Source organism: Bartonella sp. AP65SXKL, assembly GCF_042195725.1.
Classification (GTDB): domain Bacteria; phylum Pseudomonadota; class Alphaproteobacteria; order Rhizobiales; family Rhizobiaceae; genus Bartonella.
Genome location: NZ_JBHIOW010000003.1, coordinates 168,437 through 191,145, shown reverse-complemented (window position 1 = coordinate 191,145; position 22,709 = coordinate 168,437). Strand labels below are relative to the sequence as shown.

General features: G+C 35.5%; 14 protein-coding genes. 10 read left to right on the top strand and 4 right to left on the bottom strand.

Annotated features, from left to right (window positions below; translation table 11 throughout):
* The first annotated feature begins 51 nt into the window (after positions 1-51).
* The 4 genes from ACFIMP_RS03235 to ACFIMP_RS03220 all read left to right on the top strand — a co-directional run bounded on the left by ACFIMP_RS03235 (position 52) and on the right by ACFIMP_RS03220 (position 7,061).
* Positions 52-339: an FAD assembly factor SdhE gene (locus ACFIMP_RS03235; RefSeq protein ID WP_273791268.1), complete on the top strand. Its 288-nt coding sequence runs from the start codon at positions 52-54 to the stop codon at positions 337-339.
* 5 nt (positions 340-344) lie between these two features.
* On the top strand, positions 345-3,833 hold the full coding sequence (gene mfd, locus ACFIMP_RS03230; RefSeq protein ID WP_375685981.1) for a transcription-repair coupling factor: 3,489 nt from the start codon (positions 345-347) through the stop codon (positions 3,831-3,833).
* A 241-nt stretch (positions 3,834-4,074) separates the two neighbouring features.
* Positions 4,075-4,914, top strand: a complete 840-nt coding sequence (locus ACFIMP_RS03225; RefSeq protein ID WP_375672025.1) for a hypothetical protein — start codon at positions 4,075-4,077, stop codon at positions 4,912-4,914.
* Between the two features lie 1,535 nt (positions 4,915-6,449).
* A complete protein-coding gene (locus tag ACFIMP_RS03220; RefSeq protein WP_273791265.1) occupies positions 6,450-7,061 on the top strand; it encodes an invasion associated locus B family protein in 612 nt (203 codons plus the stop codon).
* Positions 7,062-7,149: 88 nt separating this feature from the next.
* On the opposite strand, the gene ACFIMP_RS03215 is transcribed toward ACFIMP_RS03220, so the two are convergent.
* Positions 7,150-9,780: an Rne/Rng family ribonuclease gene (locus ACFIMP_RS03215; RefSeq protein ID WP_375672024.1), complete on the bottom strand. Its 2,631-nt coding sequence runs from the start codon at positions 9,778-9,780 to the stop codon at positions 7,150-7,152.
* 587 nt (positions 9,781-10,367) lie between these two features.
* On the opposite strand from ACFIMP_RS03215, the gene ACFIMP_RS03210 reads away from it, so the two are divergent.
* The 3 genes from ACFIMP_RS03210 to prfB all read left to right on the top strand — a co-directional run bounded on the left by ACFIMP_RS03210 (position 10,368) and on the right by prfB (position 15,530).
* A complete protein-coding gene (locus ACFIMP_RS03210; protein WP_375628086.1) occupies positions 10,368-11,597 on the top strand; it encodes an N-acetylmuramoyl-L-alanine amidase family protein in 1,230 nt (409 codons plus the stop codon).
* A gap of 168 nt (positions 11,598-11,765) precedes the next feature.
* Positions 11,766-14,231 (top strand): penicillin-binding protein 1A, encoded by a 2,466-nt coding sequence (locus ACFIMP_RS03205; protein WP_375685980.1) that lies wholly within the window; start codon positions 11,766-11,768, stop codon positions 14,229-14,231.
* Positions 14,232-14,401: 170 nt separating this feature from the next.
* Positions 14,402-15,530, top strand: a protein-coding gene (prfB, locus tag ACFIMP_RS03200) for a peptide chain release factor 2 (protein WP_375613443.1) whose coding sequence is annotated in 2 segments (ribosomal slippage) — positions 14,402-14,470 and positions 14,472-15,530 — 1,128 coding nt in all. Because the reading frame shifts where the segments join, the coding sequence is not laid out codon by codon here.
* A gap of 338 nt (positions 15,531-15,868) precedes the next feature.
* Here prfB and ACFIMP_RS03195 read toward each other — a convergent pair.
* The 3 genes from ACFIMP_RS03195 to ACFIMP_RS03185 all read right to left on the bottom strand — a co-directional run bounded on the left by ACFIMP_RS03195 (position 15,869) and on the right by ACFIMP_RS03185 (position 18,801).
* Complete coding sequence (locus ACFIMP_RS03195) at positions 15,869-16,354, bottom strand: peroxiredoxin (protein WP_375611894.1); 486 nt, start codon at positions 16,352-16,354, stop codon at positions 15,869-15,871.
* Positions 16,355-16,544: 190 nt separating this feature from the next.
* Entirely contained in the window at positions 16,545-17,798 is a 1,254-nt protein-coding gene (gene tyrS / locus ACFIMP_RS03190) for a tyrosine--tRNA ligase (protein WP_375638395.1), read from the bottom strand.
* 322 nt (positions 17,799-18,120) lie between these two features.
* Complete coding sequence (locus tag ACFIMP_RS03185; protein ID WP_375613441.1) at positions 18,121-18,801, bottom strand: alpha/beta hydrolase; 681 nt, start codon at positions 18,799-18,801, stop codon at positions 18,121-18,123.
* A gap of 160 nt (positions 18,802-18,961) precedes the next feature.
* On the opposite strand from ACFIMP_RS03185, the gene ACFIMP_RS03180 reads away from it, so the two are divergent.
* The 3 genes from ACFIMP_RS03180 (at position 18,962) to sufC (ending at position 22,702) form a co-directional block, all read left to right on the top strand.
* Positions 18,962-20,137, top strand: a complete 1,176-nt coding sequence (locus ACFIMP_RS03180) for a cysteine desulfurase family protein (RefSeq protein ID WP_375685979.1) — start codon at positions 18,962-18,964, stop codon at positions 20,135-20,137.
* Between the two features lie 138 nt (positions 20,138-20,275).
* Positions 20,276-21,787, top strand: coding sequence for a Fe-S cluster assembly protein SufB (gene sufB, locus ACFIMP_RS03175; RefSeq protein ID WP_375613439.1), 1,512 nt, complete (start codon positions 20,276-20,278; stop codon positions 21,785-21,787).
* A 159-nt stretch (positions 21,788-21,946) separates the two neighbouring features.
* Positions 21,947-22,702 carry a Fe-S cluster assembly ATPase SufC gene (gene sufC / locus ACFIMP_RS03170; protein ID WP_375618156.1) on the top strand — a complete coding sequence of 252 codons (756 nt, stop codon included), beginning with the start codon at positions 21,947-21,949 and terminating at the stop codon, positions 22,700-22,702.
* Positions 22,703-22,709: the final 7 nt, after the last annotated feature.

The following is a 22,709-nucleotide window of genomic DNA, read 5'->3' as shown; positions in this document are numbered from 1 at the left end:
TTTATACGACTAATTGAATAGTTTATATTACTTTATTCAAGGAGATTTTTTATGACAGTTTTTGTCGTTGACAAAAATCAATTAGATGCTCGTCGTCGTCGATTGATTTTTCGTGCATGGCATCGCGGTATTCGTGAAATGGATCTCATTTTTGGACATTATGTCGATGCTCATATTACTGGGATGAATGATAGAACGCTCTCTGAGCTTGAGTATATTATGTCTTTTGATGATCGTGATTTACTCACATGGATTACTGGAGAAATTTTGCCCCCCTCTGAAGTTGATAGTCCACTTTTCCGTGATATTGCCAATTATCGTACTTGCTTAAGTTATTAATCCCGATGCCTATATTTAAAAAAATTGTTATTCCCAAAAATAATTCTGTTCGTATGATTTTAGATAGCGTTACTGATGGATTTGAAGCCTTTGCGCTTGCTAAATTAAGTTCAGAAATTGCACAAGGTAAACCGCTCATCTATGTTGTCCGTGACGGAACAAAAATTGCGCATTTACAACAAGTTTTAAATTTTATTGAACCCAATTTACCCGTACTTCAATTTCCTGCATGGGATTGTTTGCCTTATGATCGCGTATCACCAGGAATTGCTGTTATGGCACGTCGACTATCAACATTGGCACACATAGCAAATTTACGGAAAGATCCATATTCTGCAATTATATTAACAACAGCAAATGCAATTATGCAAAAGTTGCCTCCTCGTGAAATGATAGAAGCTCAGCTTATTCACGCACGTGTTGGCCAGCGCAATAACATGGGAAATCTTATTCAATTTCTAGAAACCAATGGTTTTGAACGCGTTACGGTTGTCCGTGATGTTGGTGAGTTTGCTGTAAGAGGAGGAATACTTGATATCTTTTCTCCGATGGATGTTGAACCTTTACGCCTTGATTTTTTTGGAGATACCCTAGAAAGTATCCGCGTATTTGATCCAGAAAGTCAAAGGACAACAGGCCAAAAAACTGAACTTTTATTACAGGCAATGAGTGAGGTTGTCCTTACACCAGAACGCATCAGTCGTTTTAAAAGCAATTATACCCGTACATTTGGTGTATCACAAAAAAATAACATGCTTTATGAAGCAATTTCTCAAGGTCGGCGTTTTGCCGGTATGGAACATTGGCTTCCATTTTTTTATGAAAACCTTGATAGCTTTTTTGACCATTGTGGCAACTTACCGATAGTTTTTGAGCATCTCATAGAAGAAGTCTTCATTGAGCGCTATCGTCTTATTGAAGACTATTATAATGCGCGCAAAGAGCGCGAAAGTGATGAAAAAAATTCTACTTCTTATCATCCAATAGATCCTAGTCTTTTTTATTTAACGCCAGAGCGTGTTTTGGAAGGTGCGCAACAATCTTCGCAGCGTATTGATTTTTCGCCTTTTAATATTCCACAAAGTTTGGAACAAACTGTTATTCACACCAATGTTAAACAAGGATATGATTTTGTAAAAGAGCGTAATGCGCAGGAAAAAAATGTTTTTTCAAGTGTTATTGATCATATCGCATCTTTACGCGCTGCTGGTAAAAAAGTGCTTTTAGCGTGTTGGAGTGAAGGATCTCTCAATCGTTTGTTACAAGTTCTCGATGAGCATGGATTGAAAAAAATAGATGTTGCAAAATCTTTGCAAACTGTCAAAGCAACACCTCGGGATCGCATATTAGCAGCTGTTATCATGATAGAACATGGTTTTGTGGCTGAAGATTTGGCTATTATAGCAGAGCAAGATATCCTTGGCGATCGTTTTATAAGATCGCCAAAGCGGCGTAAGAATAATACAAATTTTATTTCTGAAATTTCTGCTTTAAATTCTGGTGATATTATTGTGCATATCGACCACGGTATTGGCCAATTTGTTGGTCTTAAAACCATCAGAACCACTGGAATTTTACGAGACTGCCTTGAAATTAGATATGCTGGAGGTGATTTACTTTTTTTACCTGTTGAAAATATTGAGCTTCTCTCACGTTATGGCTCAGAAGGAACAGAGGTAACTTTAGATAAATTAGGAGGTGTTGCTTGGCAAGCACGTAAAGCTCGGCTTAAAAAACATTTATTGGAAATGGCAGGGCAATTAATCCGTATAGCTGCAGAGCGTATGACTCGTGCTGCGCCTGCTTTACTTCCACCAATTGGACCATTTGATGAGTTTGTTGCTTGCTTTCCCTATGAAGAAACGGAAGATCAAATGAATGCAATTGATGCTGTTTTGGACGATCTAGCCTCAGGCAAGCCGATGGATCGCTTGATATGCGGTGATGTTGGTTTTGGAAAAACTGAAGTAGCCATTCGAAGTGCTTTTGTTGCAGCATTAAATGGATATCAGGTTGCTGTTGTTGTACCGACAACTTTGCTTTCACGTCAACATTACAAAACATTTATTTCGCGTTTTCAAGGATTACCGGTTAAAATTGGACATGCTTCGAGGCTTGTAAAAGCGAAAGAACTTGCACGAGTAAAAAAAGGTGTTTCAGATGGTACAATCGATATTGTCATTGGAACCCATGCATTATTAAGTGGTGCAGTTAATTTTTTACGGTTAGGTCTTCTTATCATTGATGAGGAACAGCATTTTGGTGTCAAACACAAAGAGCGTTTAAAAGAGCTTAAAAGTGATATTCATGTTCTCACACTTTCAGCAACTCCCATACCACGCACTTTAGGGTTAGCTTTATCGGGTGTACGTGAACTTTCATTGATAACAACCCCCCCCATTGATAGAATGACGGTTCGTACTTTTATTTCACCCTTTGATGCACTTGTTATACGAGAGACCCTGCTTCGAGAATATTATCGTGGTGGACAAAGTTTCTATGTTTGTCCTCGTATTTCTGATCTGGCTTTTGTAGAAGAATATCTCAAAACACATGTGCCAGAACTGAAATTCGTTGTGGCTCATGGACAAATGCCGGCTGGACAACTTGATGATATCATGAATGCATTTTATGATGGACAATATGATGTGCTGCTCTCAACAACCATTATTGAATCAGGTCTTGATATTCCAACAGCCAATACCCTAATTGTGCATCGTGCTGAGATGTTTGGTCTTTCTGCCCTTTATCAGTTACGTGGTAGGGTAGGACGTTCAAAACAACGTGCGTATGCTCTCTTTACATTTCCTGCTGGTAAAGTTTTAACAACTGCTGCTGATCGCCGTCTTAAAGTGTTACAATCTCTTGACACCTTAGGGGCCGGTTTTCAATTGGCAAGCCATGACATGGATATCCGCGGTTCAGGCAATTTTTTAGGTGAAGAGCAATCGGGGCATATCAAAGAAGTTGGATTTGAACTCTATCAAAAAATGCTTGAAGAAGCTGTTGCTGAATTAAAAGATGGAGAGCTAAATGAAGATAAGCAATGGTCACCTCAAATTTCCCTTGGTACAACAGTGATGATACCAGAAAGTTTCGTGCCTGACTTATCATTACGTATGGGACTTTATCGTCGTTTAACAGAACTTGATGGTTTAGAACAAATTGATGAATTTGCAGCGGAGTTAATTGATCGCTTTGGTCCTTTGCCCCTTGAGGTTCAACATCTTCTTAAAGTCTTTCATATTAAAACATTGTGTCGAAAAGCACATGTAGAGAAATTAGATGTTGGACCAAAGGGGATTGTCATACAGTTTCGTAATAACTATTTCGCAAATAGTGTTGCTCTTGTTCAGTGGGTGGGAAAACAAGGTTCAATGGCAAAAATTCGACCAGATCAAAGTATTGCTCTTATTCGTGATTGGTCCTCAGCGGATGAAAGGCTTGTTGGAGCAGCGAATATTATGACACAGCTTGTCGAAATGGCAGAATAACATTCTGTTTAAAAAATTTCTTTATTGTTTCAGAACTGTTACTCATTTTTATAAAATCATTCTGAATAAAATTTAAGTTTATAATAAAGAGCCATTATATATTTATTTTGTTTTTATTATATACGTATTGATATAATGAAGGAAATAGATTAGACGGTTTAACCGCATTAAATAGCACTTTCAATATAATAAGCTAATAAGCTCCTGTAAATTTTTTAGAAAGAATTTAGGTAAAGATAGCATGCTTTCTTCATTACAAAAGTGTCTAACTATCGTTTTTTTGTTACTCACTTTAATATATGGCGTAAAAAACGCTTATGCTGAGTTATCTTCTGATGAACAATACCAACATTTAAAAAACAAAAGAAAGAATATTAAAGAGAGCATACAATTTATTGAAGAAAGTATATCTCATTTGGATATTTGGAAAAAAAATATTTCTAAAGCAGAATACTATGAGCGTTTACAGGAACGGAATAAGTTATATAAAAAACTGAAAACTCTGAAGGATGAATATTATAATCTTGGTTCGAAATTACAGGATCTAGCTGAAAAAAAACAAAAAATTATCTCTAGAATACATATAGCGAGAGAGTATGAAGTAGGGGAGTATGAAGAAAAGTTGATTAAAGCAAAAGATTATTTAAAAAAAACTCAAACGTTTAATGAATGGGGAATGAATGAGAAAAGTGGAGGTGATGATGAGATAATGAAAAATTATCTCATATTTATTATTGCTTGCAATACGTTAGCGGATATATTGCAAAGTGATATAGGTGCTATTTTGCGCAAAGATTTTGATTGGAAAGATAAAGATTTTAGTTGGGCTAAAGGCGCAAATAATTCAATAAGTCCTAGTTTAGTCAGGGATATTAAAGAATTATTAACAGATGGCTCTTATAGTTATGAAAAACAAATATTTGACGATATAAAAAATAGTCTTACAGAAGATAATTGGTTTGTAAAAAGTGCACCTAAGCTTTGTAATACCATTAAAGAAGTACATAATATAATGCTTCCAAACAAGAAAAAGAATATTATAGATCGTATACGTTTTCATGTTGAAGAATTATTCAATTAAAAATTTACTCATATAAATACAGAGAAATTAATATTATATACTAAATAATAGTTAAAATATATTTTAATTTTTTGTTTTTAATTATTATTTATAATAAAGTAATTTTATGCACATAAGATATTATCTATTGTTCTTATCATATAAGATTTAATATATTATTAAATAATAAAATCATATATCTTTTTTATGTTTTCTTTTTATGCATAATTTTTTGTGCTTGTAGTTTTTTATTTTTATCTGTTTAATTATTTTAATGACGATACATCTCATATCATAAATCTTGTTTCATTAATACGATAAGAGAAATATTTTATAGTTCTAAGTTGTGTTATATAGAGAAACAAAATGATATTTTTAATTCATTTTTTTCTTAAAACTTAAATCATTAACGATTTATATCTTTGATATTGTGAAAGATGAAAAGAATTTATCATTTTAGTAGATTCTTTATTTAAGAAATAACTTAAAATAAATTGATAAAAGCTACATTTTTTATTCACGTTATAAAGCTGAGAGATGATATTTGTACAGAGATGCAATAATAGATGTATAATATATGAGCATAAATTTATTATGGCTTTGGGCACGTGAGATGATTCATAGGGGGGGTCCTTTGTTCAGTAGTTTTATCTATAAAACTAACTCCGCTTGTGATGTACAAGTGGATAAATTTTATTGATTCAATATAAGAGAGGTTTGCGCTATTAGGATCTTTCATACAATATAGAAATAGAAAAAAGATAAATTATTATTATAAATTAATATGTTATTATATTTTAAGAAAGTTTATTATAAATAAAATATTTTCAGCAGTTATAGATTTTCTCTCTAAGAAAATGTGTTGTTTAATTAAGAAAAAAGCACTTCTTTAGTAGCGTATTTTTAAACTAAACTGTTTAGTTAAACGCTATGGAATATAAAATTTTTATTACAAAAGCGTATCACCATTATTTTGTAAACAAGGGCAGAAAATTGTTCATTAGCAAAAAGCTCTCTTACAATTATGCAGAAATTTTAGACAATCAGTGGTTTTAATTCATTAAATGTTTCAATAATATCGTAGATGATTTTGTTTTTGTGTATCACACGAGGCACATAAGGAAAACAGTAAAATTTATCTGATATTTTGGAGCTTCATGCATTACAACACCTGTTGCTAAGGTTCTATAAGCTTAACATGAAGAGTAATAAATGTAAAAATTTTAATTAGTAAATTTTTTAGAGTAGTATCAGAGTTTATTTTAATTAATATTGCAATATTGATTCGTTTGTGTAATCTTAGTTTAAATGCACAGAGGTGTTTTATGGATAGATTGCATCAAATACCAATGTGATGAAGAGGGGAAATGATATGAGTGTATAAAAATTAGAATGGCTCGTCGTATTTTTTCTCTAAATTTGACTTTTTTTTTTATATTGAAGTAAAAATAGTAAAATTAATTGTTATTTCATTATAATTTAATAAATTAAGTTGGAATTATATTTAATATTTTTTTGAAGTTACTTAAGAGCGCGTTGAAAGGATTAACTTAATCATGTCGCATAAAAATGTTTATTCTGCTGTTTCAGTATTAGTTGGAGCCGCTGCCCTTTTTCTTATAGCTGGTATTTCTGCAAATGCGCAAACTTTATCACAAGGTTGGTACAAAGTTTGCAGTAAGCAGCATGATGTTGATATTTGTAATACAATGAATACTGTATTATCGAATACGGGACAACCTTTAACGGCTTTTAATCTTGTTGAAATAAAAGGGAAGCAAAATGAGAAACGTATAGGTATTCAAGTACCTACAGGTCGTTTTTTGCCAGAAGGTGTTCACATTAAAATTGGTGACGAGTTCTCTAAAAAAATTCCTTATATTATTTGTAATGGACCAAGTTGTATTGCTAATGATGTCTTAGATGATAAGCTTATAGCAGCTATGAAAAGTGGTACAAAAATGGTTGTAACCACAGTTAATTTTCGTGGTTCAGCTAATCCTATTGAATTTTCTCTTAATGGGTTTACAGCAGCCTATACCGGTCCTGGTATGGAGGAAAAAGATTTCCAACAAGAACAAATAAAGCTGCAGCAAGCTATTCAATCAAAGCAAAAAGAAATTGAAGAGCGTATGCGGGCTGAGCAAGAAAAAGCGAAACAAAAGTAATAAAACCACACCATAAAAGTTGGTCAAAACGTTTTCTATAATTGTTTATTTGAACCGCCACAGTTTTCTGTGGCGGTTTTTTTAATCCTTAATTTTTCGAAAGAATTCTGCGTTTCCACCAACCAATACGTTCAGTTTTGGAAGAATCATTAGGCGTTGATGAAATAACAACGGGTTGATTAATTGTTTCTTCAATTTGGGAAGGAGAGGTTTCGATAACTTTCTCCATCTCGATTACAGTTTCTTGCTCTAATATTTTTTGTATTTGCGTTGTCTCTTTAGAAGATGATTTTTTACGTGTTCCACGTGTTGATTTTTTACTCTTTTCAAGAGCTTTATCTTCTACCTCATGAATAGCTTTGTCTGCTTTTTTTGTTTTAGTTTTACGCACCGGACTGGTTGTAGGTTTTTCTTCAAGAGATTTTTGTTCTGCAATATTTTGATCATTCTCTAAAGAAAGTTGATTTTCTACTACTTTTGAAGAACGTGTTTTACGTTTTTTAGGTTTAATACTTGTATCATTTTTTTCAGATTCACTCTGTTGTTGTATATCTAGAGCTTGTGTATTATTTTTTGTTTCTTCAAGTTCAAAAGATTTAACAGGTGAAACACGACGTTTGCGATGCGCTGCTTTAATTTCTGCTAAAGCTTGCTTAGCAAAATCTCCTACTGGTTCTGCATAAGGAACGCGAATCTGATGAAAATTATTATCTTGATTGCGTCGACCACCACGACGTCCTCGACGACGTCCTCGACGATAAGAATCATCATTTAAGGTATCTTCTTTTTTATGAACGTTGGAGAGAGAATGATCAGTAATTTCACCGTGACGATTTTTGCGCCGACGCTTTTGGTTTGTTTCAATGGGAGAAGGATTTTCAATAGATTCACTTTTTATGAAAACAGAATCTTCAATTTCTTGCTTATTGTCATCTTCCAATGAAGATTGAGAAATTCTCTCTGCTATTGAGCCTTTAGAAATAACAAGATGTTGTGTTCCAATACTATCATCTGCTTCAATACTAATATTAAGTTTAAAGCGAGCTTCTAAATTAACAAGAATATTGCGTTTATGATTTAATACATAAAGCGCTGTTGCTACGGGGGTGCGCACGATAATATTATGTTGCGAATTATGAAGAAGATATTCTTCAATTGAGCGCATGACATGTAACGCAATTGATGATTCAGAACGTATATTTCCTGTTCCTGCGCAATGTGGGCAGGGCTGTGTCGTACTTTCTAAAACCGATATGCGAATACGTTGACGACTCATTTCTAAAAGGCCGAAGTGTGAAATATGACCTACTTGAATACGAGCACGATCGTTTTTTAAACAATCTTTTAATTTTTTTTCGACCAGCTTCACATTGCGTTCTTCAAGCATATCAATAAAATCAATCACAATTAAACCAGCAAGGTCACGCAAGCGTAATTGACGCGCTACTTCTTCAGCAGCTTCAAGGTTAGTTTGTAAGGCTGTCTTTTCGACAGAGAATTCTTTCGTAGAGCGGCCAGAATTTACGTCAATAGCAACAAGTGCTTCTGTTTGATTAATAACAAGATAACCACCAGATTTTAAAGAAACCTGTGGTTGCAACATTTTATCAAGTTGAATTTCAATATTATTTCTTGCAAAAATGGGCGTAGGATCACGGTAAGGTTGCACAACTTTTGCATGACTTGGCATGAGCATACGCATAAAGTCTTTCGCTTCACGATATCCTTGGTCTCCAGAGACAAGAATTTCACTAATGTTCTTATTATAAAGATCTCGTATAGAACGCTTGATGAGATTGCTTTCTTCATGGACAAGGCATGGTGCCGTTGACTCGAGTGTCAAAGTGCGAATAGTATCCCATAACCGCATAAGATATTCATAATCACGTTTAATTTCAGCTTTTGTTCTATTGGCACCAGCGGTTCGTAAGATAACGCCCATACCTTTTGGAACGGCTAATTCTTTTACGATTTCTTTAAGACGCTTACGGTCTTGTACGTTCGTAATTTTTCGTGAAATACCACCACCACGTGCTGTGTTGGGCATTAGAACAGAGTAACGACCAGCTAGAGATAGATATGTTGTAAGGGCAGCACCTTTATTACCACGCTCTTCTTTGATAACTTGTACCAACAAAATTTGACGTCGTTTAATGACTTCTTGAATTTTATACTGGCGCCCTTGTTTTCTTTGATAAATCGGGAGCTCTTCACGGATGTCCTCAGCACCGACCATTTCAATCTCATCATAAGAGATATTGGCATTTAATGCTTCTTCTGTATTATCAATTATTATCGCTTCAGATGTGATATCATTTTCAATATCGGCTGCTATAACATTGTTTTTTTCACTTTTTTTTGTTCTTCTGGAGCGTTTTTTATTTTTAGTTGCTTCTTCCGTAAAGGTATCTACAGAATTTTCTCCTACAGCTTCTTTTTCTTCTTCTTCAAGAAGAGCAAGGCGATCAGCAATAGGAATTTGATAATAATCAGGATGAATTTCAGAAAATGTTAAAAAACCATGTCGGTTTCCACCATATTCAACAAAAGCCGCTTGGAGAGACGGTTCTACACGCGTAATACGTGCGAGATAAATATTCCCCTTGAGCTGTTTTCTATGTTCTGATTCAAAATCAAGTTCTTCAATTTTGTTGCCGTGAACAACAACAACACGTGTTTCCTCCGGATGGGAGGCATCTATAAGCATTTTGTTTGACATAAGTTAATATCCTGAAGGCGACATGCACAATTTTATTCAAACGAATGCCATAACTATTCGTAAACATAAAAGGCTGTCTGCCATAAAAGGGAGGTACCAGAAAAACAGGACGAAACACCACGTGCAAAGGCATGACTGCATTTACACCATTTCTCATCATTATTTCCATCTGTTTTTTATGACTCATATTTTCTTAAAAGTCTCCGGTAAAATAATCTTTAAAACAGTTCGGATATCCGAACCAACGAATCTTAAGTAATGCAATCCTAATGTTACAACATAGAAATTTTTCATCCATAAAAAAGTCTCAACGCATAATAGACAAAAAACTTCTAAAGACAACTTAATATGAGTTACAGATAATTTAGATGACTATTATCAGCTAGGAAGCATAAATATTCTTTTATGTTGATATCATGCGTTTGGCAAGTAACAATGTAAATCATGTATAATTATAATATCTTTATGACCTTAATTTCGTTTTGAGGTGTTTATTTAGCTTTTATTGAAAAATAGATAATAAATTGGTGTATCGTTTTATGTAACCAAGATAAATTATTACAAAGGTAATGTAGAGTATTTTGCTTATGATAAGAGTTTTTTTTACCAAAAAGCTGAAAACAGCTTATGGGGATGTTATTGTGCTCGTCACATACTTTTTATTATCTTTTTTGCTACTCCAAACTAGTGTTCAAGCCGCAGATCCTCTGAGACTTATTAATTTTCGAACCATTGGTGATAGTATTCATACGCGTATTATTGCGGTTTTTAATTCAAAACCAAATGTTCGTTTACAGATTTTTGACAGGCCCGCACGTTTGGTTATCAATTTACCTACAATTGACTTTTCGATGCAAAATACGCCTTTAAAGAAACGGAATACATTATCCGTTATGCTTTCAGATGTGCGTTATGCTTTCTCTGACATACAGACTTCACGCATTATTTTGACAAGTAAAACGGCTTTTGTGGTTGAAAAAAATGTCGTAAAAAAATTAAATAATGGTTTATGGCAGTTGCTGATTGATATTCGTAAAAGTACACAAGAAAAATTTGATGAGATATTAAAAAAACAGCAAAGAAGCAATTTTGATACAAAAACACAGTTAATGCCAGCATATAATTTCCGTGTTGTTCTTGATCCTGGTCATGGTGGTATTGATGGCGGTGCACGGGGTGTTACTGGAATTTTAGAAAAAGATGTGACTTTAGACTTTGCGCGTGCATTGCGAGACGAATTACAAAAGGATTCTCATATTACCGTTGCTTTAACACGAGATTCCAATATTTTTTTAAGACTAAGTGAAAGAGTTAAAAAAGCGCAAGAGTTTGATGCTGATCTTTTTATATCTATTCACGCAGATACGATTGATCTACATTCTCTTCGCGGTGCCACAGTGTATACCATATCAGATAAAGCCTCTGATGCCATTGCAAAATCTTTAGCTGAAAATGAAAATAAAGTTGATTTGCTTGATGGTTTGCCTGCAGATGAAACGCTCGAAGTTACAGATATTTTGATGGATCTTACACGACGTGAAACACATACATTTTCGGTTAATTTTGCAAATAGTGTTATTTCAAGTTTATCAAAGAATCATATTAACTTGATTAATAACCCACATCGGTATGCTAATTTTCAAGTTTTAAGAGCTTCAGATATACCCTCAGTCTTGATAGAGATAGGTTATTTATCCAATAAAGAGGATGAAAAGTTATTAAATGATCCTCATTGGAGAAAACAAATGGCAGCCTCTATTGCTCATTCTATTCGTCAATTTGCTGATTATAGGCAGAAAATGATACAGCCTCTTTAAATTTATGAGAAAATAGAGTATCAATATGGGCTTCTAGTGTACCCTGGTATAAATAAAAGATAGAAAACAATTTCTCTTGATCTCAATCTTGTGGTGATATCCACTTGGTGTGTTTGAAGTAACGTATTTTTTCTTTAATTAATTCTTAAGAAAGCGATAGCCGTTTTTATGATGATTTTTTTAAGATATCTTCTTCGTTTTTTTATTGCTATTGGACTTTATGGTGCAATAACGTGGGGTGTTATGACCAGTGGTCAAGCAAATGCACTCCCTGATTATGAAGTTCTTTCACTTTATGAGCCGCCGGTAATGACCCGTGTCCATGCTTCTGATGGCCGTCTTATGGCAGAGTTTGCAACAAAACATCGCCTCTATTTACCGATTCAATCAATACCAAAGCTTGTTATAAATGCTTTCATTTCAGCTGAAGACAAAAACTTTTATCATCATTTTGGTTTAGATCCTGAAGGACTTTCTCGAGCTTTGATCAATAATATTCGTAATATTGGTTCTGGAAGACGTCCAGAGGGTGCATCAACTATAACGCAACAAGTCGCTAAAAACTTCCTTTTAAGTTCAGAAACAACGTTAGAACGTAAATTTAAGGAAGCTATTTTAGCAATGCGTATTGAGAAAACTTATTCAAAAGATCATATTCTCGAACTTTATCTCAATGAAATTTATCTGGGTCGTGGCACTTATGGCATAGCTGCTGCTTCATTGACCTATTTCAATAAATCCGTCAATGACCTGACGCTAGAACAATGTGCTTATTTGGCTGCTCTTCCAAAAGGACCAGCAAATTATGATCCATTTAAGAATACACAACGTGCTATTGATCGGCGTAATTGGGTTATAGACCGGATGATTGCAAATGGATATGTAACGCATGAACAAGGTGAAAAAGCGAAAGCTAAACCTTTAGGAGCGACAATACGTGGGAGTGATAGCTATGTTTTTGCGGCTGATTATTTTACTGAAGAAGTACGGCGTCGTTTAATACATCGCTATGGGGCTAAAACACTTTATGAAGGTGGGCTTTCCATTCGTACAACGCTTGATCCGCATTTACAACTTATTGCGCGACGTGCTTTGCACGATGGATTAATTAGATTTGATCATGCGCAAGGATGGCGTGGAGCTTATGCGCATATTGATGAGAAAGGTGATTGGGGGACAGAACTTGCAGATATCACAGGGCTAAGTGATGTTCCTGAATGGCGTTTAGCTGTTGTTCTTTCTACTAATCCCAACAAAGTAGAGATTGGTTTACAGCCACAGCGCGAAGCTTCAGGTATATTATCAAAAAAACGGGAAATTGCTGTTTTATCTGAAGCTGATTCAAAATGGGCACTCCATGTTGTAAAAGAAAATGGTTATCGAAAAACTGTTCAGAGCTTATCTCATGTTCTGCAAGTTGGGGATGTCATTTTTGTTGAAAAACTATCCAATACAAACAACACTTATCGTTTACAACAAATTCCAAAGGTTGAAGGTGCAATTGTTGCTATGGAACCTCATACAGGGCGCGTTCTTGCTATGGTGGGAGGATTTTCTTTTGCAGCATCTGAATTCAATCGTGCAACCCAAGCTTACCGACAACCGGGGTCTGCTTTTAAGCCTTTTGTTTATGCAGCAGCTCTTGATAACGGATATACACCAGCATCCGTTGTTTTAGATGGCCCCATTGAAGTTCGTCAATATAATGGTGAAGTTTGGCAACCCAAAAATTATGGGGGTACCTTTGCAGGACCTTCAACGTTGCGTTATGGTATTGAGCGTTCTCGTAATCTTATGACAATACGGCTTGCCAATGATATGGGAATGCCTCTTGTCGCTGAATATGCAGAACGCTTTGGGATCGTAGATAAATTGCAGCCTTATCTTCCCATGGCTTTAGGGGCTGGCGAAACAACAGTATTACGAATGGTTACAGCTTATTCCGTTATTGCCAATGGCGGACGCTCTATTAAACCTTCTCTGATAGACAGAATTCAAGATCGTTATGGGAAGACAATTTATCGTCATGATGATCGTATTTGCGAAAATTGTAATACGAATTCATGGAATAATCAAAGTGAACCCACATTGATTGATGAGCGAGATCAAGTTCTTGACCCTATGACGGCTTATCAAATTACATCGATGATGGAAGGGGTTGTTCAGCGTGGTACTGCGGCACGTTTACGTTATCTTAATCGACATATTGCCGCTAAAACAGGAACAACCAATGACTCTAAGGATGTCTGGTTTATGGGATTTACTCCTGACATTGTCGTTGGTATTTTTGTCGGTTATGATCAACCAGCTCCGTTAGGATATAATGGAACAGGAAGTTCATTAGCTGCACCTATTTTTGGTGATTTTATGGCAGATGCTCTTAAAGGGAAGCCAGATGTTCCCTTTAAGATGCCAAAAGGTATGATTTTAATGCCAATTAATCGGAAAACAGGAATGCTTGCCGAAAGAGGAGATCAAGATGTCATTATAGAAGCATTTAAACCAGGGACTGGGCCTGCTGATATATATCAAGTTATTGGGAGTACAAATTCTTTTCAAGAAGGTGTTCCTGCAGTAACGACTTCTCCACAAGTCAACAAAGCACTTGAAAGTGGGACAGGTGGGCTGTATTAATCGACAAAATCTCCTTTTGCCATGAGTCATGGTTTTTATCTCTTTTTTACAATGTCGGTTCTATAAATAGAGTGATAGAACTGTACCATTTTCTGATAGCAGCTATTAAATTTGTATAAAATGCTAAGAGACACAACCAAAAAGAGTTTTTAAAAATACGGTGTTAAATTATGCGAGCAGAAATAGAAACATTAGTTGATGAAATCCAGAAAGCAATACAATTGCTAAGGGGGCATCTTTGACTGGGATCAATCACTAAAGCGTCTTGAATATCTTAATCAAAAAGCGGAAGATCCATCATTATGGGATGATGCACAACGAGCACAGGATATGATGCGTGAGCGTCAACGTCTTGATGATTCAATCAATGGTCTTTTATCATTTACAAAAACACTTGAAGAATGCATTGAGCTTATTGCGATGGGCGAAGAAGAAAGTGATGTGGAAATTATCGCTGATGCAGAAAGATCAATACGTAATCTTAAAAATGAGATAGATAAAAGGCAAATTGACGTACTTCTTTCAGGAGAGGCAGATCCGAATGATACCTATTTAGAAGTTCATGCTGGAGCAGGGGGAACAGAAAGCCAAGATTGGGCTTCTATGCTCTTACGTATGTATATGCGATGGGCTGAACAGCATGAAATGAAGGTTGAAATTTTAGAAATTCATGATGGAGAAGAAGCAGGAATAAAGTCAGCGACTATTCTTGTAAAAGGGCATAATGCTTATGGAATGTTAAAAACAGAATCAGGTGTTCATCGCTTAGTGCGGATTTCTCCATTTGATTCGAATGCAAAGCGCCATACCTCTTTTGCAAGCATTTGGGTTTATCCAGTTATTGATGACAATATTGAAGTTGATGTTTCAGAGGCAGATGTGCGTATTGATACATATCGTGCATCTGGAGCAGGAGGACAACATGTTAACACGACAGATTCTGCTGTTCGCATCACACATATAAAAACGGGTATTGTTGTTCAATGTCAAACAGAGCGTTCTCAACATAAAAATCGCGCTACGGCTTGGTCGATGTTGCGTGCACGGCTTTATGAAGAAGAGCTTAAAAAAAGAGAAGAAGAAACCAATGCTGCTGAATCTTCTAAAACAGAAATCGGATGGGGACATCAAATTAGATCTTATGTTCTTCAACCCTATCAGCTTGTCAAAGATTTGCGTACAGGAATTGAAAATACGGATCCACAATCCGTACTTAATGGTAATTTAGATGCATTTATAGAGGCAGCACTCGCACGGCGCATTTATGGAAAAGACAAAAAAATTGAGGATATTCGTTAATTACATATCCTTCCTTTAAGCCATGTAGATTTTTTCTTAAGCTGTTCGTTTTATGGATGCTGTGATGTTATATAGCCTTTGATACTTTAAAGGTTTAAAGGGGGATTTTCTTGTTCCTTTCTTCAACTTTTTCTCACACGCTAATTCTGCTTATGATATTGCAAGTGATAGGAAGAATCTGAAATCAGAAAATTTTGCGATATTCGGGGGACTAATATAAATGTAAAACAATTCATTATCCTTATAAATCAATATATTGTAAAAATTGAATCCGTTGAAAAACTAAAATCAATTAGGGAGAATAACTTTTGCTTTTGAAGGTAAATCAAACACTCAATTTACAAGTTACCATTATGATATAAAAGTGTTGCAGTAGCTAAAACATTTTCAGCATGCCCAGATACGCTTACTTTGCGCCATTCTTCTACTATTATTCCATTTGCATCAATTAAAAAAGTGCTCCGTTCAACTCCCATATATTTGCGTCCATACATGCTTTTCTCAACCCAAACACCATAAGCTTCGAGGGTCGTTTTTTCTTCATCAGAAACCAAGATGACATCAAGTTCATGTTTTATTTTAAATTTATCATGTTTTTTTACATTATCTGGAGAGATTCCAATAACAGCAACACCGATTTCATCAAATTTCATCTTTAATTTTGTGAAATCAAGTGCTTCACTTGTGCAACCACTGGTGTCATCTTTTGGATAAAAATATAAAACAACAGGCTTTCCTTTAAAGTCAGAAAGACACACTGTCTCTCCTCCATCGCGCGGCAAAGTAAAATCAGGAGCAAGAGCACCTTTCATTGGTCTTGTCATTGTTTTCATCTTTCTTTTTTGTGTAACAGGTATAAAATATCAGAGTACACAGAAGAAAAGAACTATTCAACTCTCTAGAATTTTATCGTTTTGAAGAGACTTTTATTTCCCTAACAAAATTCGCCCTATCACAACGATTGAATTGAAAGAACAAGCTCGACGTGAACAACATAAACAAAACAGCAAAAGATTATACTGGTTTCATCACAACATGTTTTTTCTTACCAAAAGAAAGTTTAATGGTTCCTTCTGCACTGACATCCCTTTCAATAATAAGATGTGTTTCATCCTCAATAATTTGATCATTTACACGGACACCTCCACCTTGAACGTGTCGGCGTGCCTCACTATTCGATCTAGCGAGTCCTGCTTGTACTAAAAGAGTGAGCAATCCAACACCTTTTTTTAATTCTGAGGCATTAATTTCAACAGTTGGAAGATTTTCTCCCAGAGTTTTTTCTTCAAACGTCTTGCGAGCCGTTTCTGCTGCTGCATCAGCAAGAACACGTCCATGCAACATTGCTGTAATTTCTGTTGCAAGAATTTTTTTTGCTTCGTTAATTTCAGTTCCTTGTAATAGAGAAAGTTTAAGAATCTCATCCATCGGCAATGGAGTATAGAGCTTTAGAAATCGTGTTACATCAGCATCTTCTGTATTGCGCCAGTATTGCCAAAATTGATAAGGTGAAAGTTTATCCGCATTTAGCCATACAGCCCCATTCAATGATTTACCCATTTTGGCACCGGAAGAGGTTGTCAGCAATGGTGATGTTAACGCATATAATTGCGGTGTTCCTAAACGATGTCCTAATTCGATTCCGTTAATAATGTTGCCCCACTGATCAGAGCCCCCCATTTGCATACGCAACCCATAACGTTTATAAAGTTCAACAAAGTCATAAGCTTGCAGAATCATATAATTAAACTCTAAGAATGACAAAGAGTGCTCACGCTCAAGTCTGAGTCTGACAGAATCAAATGACAACATACGGTTGACAGAAAAATGCTTTCCTACATCACGCAAAAATTCTAAGTAGTTTAAATTGCATAACCATTCAGCATTATTCACAATACAAGCATCGGTTTCTCGGTCACCGAATGTCAAATAGTTAGCAAATACCTTTTTAATACCATCAATATTTGCAGCAATATCATCTTGTGTCAGAAGGCGTCGCGCTTCGTCTTTGAAAGAAGGATCACCAATCAATCCGGTTCCTCCACCCATTAAAGCAATGGGGCGATGACCCGTTTTTTGTAACCAATAAAGCATCATAATCTGAAGAAGACTTCCAGCATGTAAACTCGATGCTGTTGGGTCAAATCCAGTATAAGCGCTTACAGTTTCTTTTGAAAAAAGATCATCTAAGCCTTTTTCATCTGAAATTTGGTGGATAAAACCACGTTCGCTCATAATGTGTAAAAAATCAGATTTAAAGGCAAACACAGATTTAATTTCCTAATTTAAGAGTGCATTTATTGTATATAATAGGCGATTATATAACGAATTATTAATGCGTTATCTATCATAACTGACGCACACCTCACAAGAGAAAGAGACATATTGGTAGTATAAAGATAATAATACAGGTATTATTTCCTTTTTACGCTAAAAAAGAAACTTCTTAGTAATAGAAAAAAGGTGTTCTGTTATTCTCATTTCTATCCTGAAATAAAATTTAGAAAAATTTTAAATGCAGACTAAAAAAATTACTTTGTTATGATCAGAGACGATTTTTGCTAATTTTTTATAAATCTATCGTATTTTCCTAAGTTAGTGAAAGTATTTCAGGAGGAGGAGCGAGAAGTTCATTGGAGATATGGTTATCCAAATAGTGGGCACATCGTTCAATAAGTTTTTCATGACATCCACTGAAAAAGTGATTAGCCTCTTCCAATATTTCTTGTGTAATGATGATACCTTTTTGTGTTTTTAATTTATCGACAAGTATTTGAACATCTTTTGGAGGGGCAACTTTATCGATACCGCCATGAATGATAAGTCCAGAAGAGGGACAAGGTGCAAGAAATGAAAAGTCATAAACATTAGGCTGAGGGGCAACTGAGATAAATCCCTCAATTTCCGGTCGGCGCATTAAAAGCTGCATACCAATCCATGCTCCAAATGAGTATCCTGCTACCCAACAATTTTTAGAGTCTGGATGTTGTGTTTGAACCCAATCGAGAGCAGCAGCAGCATCTGAAAGTTCTCCTATTCCATAATCAAATTCACCCTGACTACGACCAATACCACGAAAGTTAAAACGTAAAGTTGTAAAGCCACGTTGTTGGAACATATAAAAAAGGTCATAGACAATTTTATGATTCATAGTTCCACCAAATTGGGGGTGAGGATGCAAGATGATCGCAATGGGTGCATTTTTTTGTTGTGAAGGTTGATAACGCCCTTCGAGCCGACCCGCGGGACCGTTAAAAATAATTTCTGGCATAAAATGCTCCTTAATGCAATAAAAGGCTCTCTTTGACCCTGGTCGACTTTTACCATAGAATCTCTTAAATAATTATTAGATATTCTTTTTTTAGTGCACTTTTCAAGAAAAATGCGCTATTTTTTCAATCAATTCATAAGATTAATGATTGCGATGTAAAATGGTTATAAAACGCCGATATTTTGATCATAACGCAACAACACCGCTCAAAAAAGTGGCACGGATAGCGTTACTGGAATCTTTAGAGATATTTGGTAATCCATCATCGGTTCATAAGGAAGGGCGTGCCGCTAAAACTTTGTTACAAAAGGCCCGTCGGCAAATCGCTGAAAATCTTAAAACAGATCCAGATCACGTGGTATTTACCTCTGGTGCGAGTGAAGCTGCAATGACTTTGTTAACACCCTTTTACAATATGGGGAAAGCAAAAGTTAAATTTTCTCATCTTTACCTTGGAGCGACTGAACATCCCTCTGTTGCAGAGGGAGGACGTTTTTCTAAAGAATTGATAAGCGTCATTGATGTTGATCAAGATGGGCTCATACAACAAGATAAATTAACATCACTCTTAACGGTTCACGATAAAACAAAAGGTTTACCTCTTGTTGCTATTCAAGCTGCAAATAGTGAAACGGGTGTTATTCAACCGTTAACAGAAATCGCCGCTATTGTTCGGGATTTAGGAGGCACTCTTATAGTTGATTTGACACAATATGTAGATAAAAATTTTGTGGATATTCATCAGTTAGGAGGAGACTTTTTTATACTGTCTGCCCATAAAATTGGCGGTCCTAAAGGAATTGGTGCTTTTGTTTCATGTGGTAATCTTCTCATGCCACACCCTCTTATTATTGGAGGAGGACAAGAAAAAGGTCTCCGTGGAGGAACAGAAGCATTGCCCCTTATTGCTGCTTTTGGGGCAGCGATGACTGATTGCTTCACACAGGAGGAAATAAAACAGTTAATATATTTACGCAATAAATTAGAAGCTGGACTACAAAAAATAAGTAAAAATGTTGAGATTTTTGGCAAAAGAGTTCAACGTTTGCCAAATACAACTTACTTTACCGTGAAAAATATAAAAGCTGAAACGATGCAAATTGCTTTTGATTTAGAAGGGTTTTCTTTATCATCCGGCTCTGCCTGTTCTTCGGGAAAAGTAAAACAAAGCAAAGTGTTGGAGGCAATGGGGTATCATGTTCCAAATGGTGCCATTCGCATTTCGCTAGGGCGTGGCACAACTTCTGAAGATATTGATGATTTTCTGTCGTTTTTTTCTCAAATTATAAGCAGGAAAAAAGGGGAAGATTTATCATCAGAAAGTTATAAAAATTAGAATTATTTAAAAATAAAATAAGTTTGATTGAAATTTTTGCGCTTTACCTATAGCCTAGGAGATAACTTGCTTACTTTAATCTTGTAAAAAACAAGACTTTAGTTACCGGTTTTTGACGCCAAAAAATGGAGAAAATTTATGCCGGCAGTACAAGAAACGATACGCCAAGTACGTGAAATAGATGTTGACCAATATAAATATGGTTTTGAAACCAATATTGAAACCGATAAAGCTCCAAAAGGCTTAAATGAGGATATTATCAAATTTATTTCCGCTAAAAAAAATGAGCCTGAATGGATGCTAACATGGCGCTTAAAAGCTTACCGCCGTTGGCTGACAATGCAAGAGCCTCATTGGGCGCGTCTTGAATATCCTAAAATTGATTTTCAGGAGCTTTATTATTATGCTGCTCCAAAAAATCATACAGGACCAAAATCTTTGGATGAAGTGGATCCTGAGTTATTAGCAACGTACGAAAAACTTGGCATTCCCCTTAAAGAACAAGAGATTTTGGCAGGAGTAAGAAAACAGTCTGATCCCTCCACTTTTGATGACAGTATGTCTGTATCGGGGCAGGTGGCTGTTGATGCAGTCTTTGATTCTGTTTCTGTTGTAACAACATTCAAAAAAGAGCTGGCACGTGCTGGTGTGATTTTTTGTTCTATTTCAGAGGCGATTATTGAACATTCTGAGCTTATTAAAGAATATTTAGGAACAGTTGTACCTATAAGTGATAATTATTATGCGGCCTTAAATGCAGCTGTCTTTACAGATGGTTCATTTGTTTATATTCCTAAAGGGGTTCGTTGTCCTATGGAGCTTTCAACTTATTTTAGGATTAATGAACGCAACACTGGCCAATTTGAACGAACATTGATTATCGCCGCTGAAGATTCCTATGTTTCTTATCTTGAAGGGTGTACAGCACCCCAACGTGATGAAAACCAACTTCATGCTGCTGTTGTTGAGCTTATTGCCCTTGAAAATGCAGAGATTAAATATTCTACAGTACAAAACTGGTATCCTGGCGATAAAGATGGAAAGGGCGGTATTTATAATTTTGTGACGAAGCGTGGAGATTGTCGAGGTGATAGCTCTAAAATTTCATGGACACAAGTTGAGACTGGTTCTGCGATTACTTGGAAATATCCATCCTGCTTACTCCGTGGTAATAATGCGCGTGGAGAATTTTATTCTATTGCCGTTGCAAACGGTTATCAACAAATTGATTCCGGTACAAAAATGATTCATTTGGGAAAAAATACTTCCAGTCGCATTATTTCCAAAGGTATTTCTGCAGGTTTTTCAAATAACACGTATCGAGGACAAGTCACAGCGCATCGAAAAGCACAAAATGCGCGTAACTTTACGCAATGTGATAGTTTGTTAATCGGGAATGATTGTGGTGCGCATACAGTTCCTTATATTGAAGCAAAAAATGCAACAGCTCAGTTTGAACATGAAGCCACAACATCAAAAATTTCTGATGACCAACTTTTTTATGTTATGCAAAGAGGAATTCCCGAAGAAGAAGCTATCGCATTAATTGTAAATGGTTTTGTAAAAGAGGTCATTCAAAAACTTCCCATGGAATTTGCTGTCGAAGCACAAAAGCTTATTAGTATTAGCCTTGAAGGTAGTGTTGGATAATTTTATTTAATTAAATAAATAGAAGACTTTATGTAAAAAGGCTGTAACGGTAGCACATAATGCTAAAAATGACCTCTATGGTAATTACAAAAGTAGATGGATGCTAAGGTAAAATAATACGCATTGATATCTGAAAAACAGCCAAAACAGGATTAAATTATGTTAGAGATCAAAAATTTGCACGCCCGTATTGCTGAAACCGATACAGAAATTATTCGTGGTTTAAACTTGACAGTTCAAGATGGAGAAGTTGCCGCTATCATGGGACAAAATGGAGCCGGAAAATCAACTTTATCTTATTTGCTTGCTGGTCGTGATGATTATGAAATAACAGAAGGAGATATTCTCTATAATGGACAATCACTTTTAGAAATGGATCCAGCAGAACGTGCTGCATATGGTGTTTTTCTTGCATTTCAATATCCAATGGAAATACCAGGGGTAGCAACAATGGAATTTTTAAAAGTTGCGATGAATTCTCAACGCAAAGCGCGAGGTGACGAAGAACTTAAAATTCCTGAATTTATAAAATGTGTTAAAGAAGTTTCAGCCAAACTTGAAATAGATATGGATATGCTAAAGCGTCCATTAAATGTAGGTTTTTCAGGTGGAGAAAAAAAACGCGCTGAAATTTTACAAATGGCACTTCTTGAACCTACACTTTGCATTTTAGATGAAACGGATTCTGGTTTAGATATTGATGCACTAAAAATTGTTGCAGATGGTGTTAATAAACTTCGGGATTCAAAACGTTCATTTTTGGTGATTACCCATTATCAACGGCTGCTTAATTATATTATTCCTGATACGGTACATGTTCTTTATAAAGGACAAATTATCAAAAGCGGTGATAAATCCTTAGCGCTTTATTTAGAGCAAAATGGGTATGCTGATCTTATTAGGGAAGCGGTTTGAGGTTATT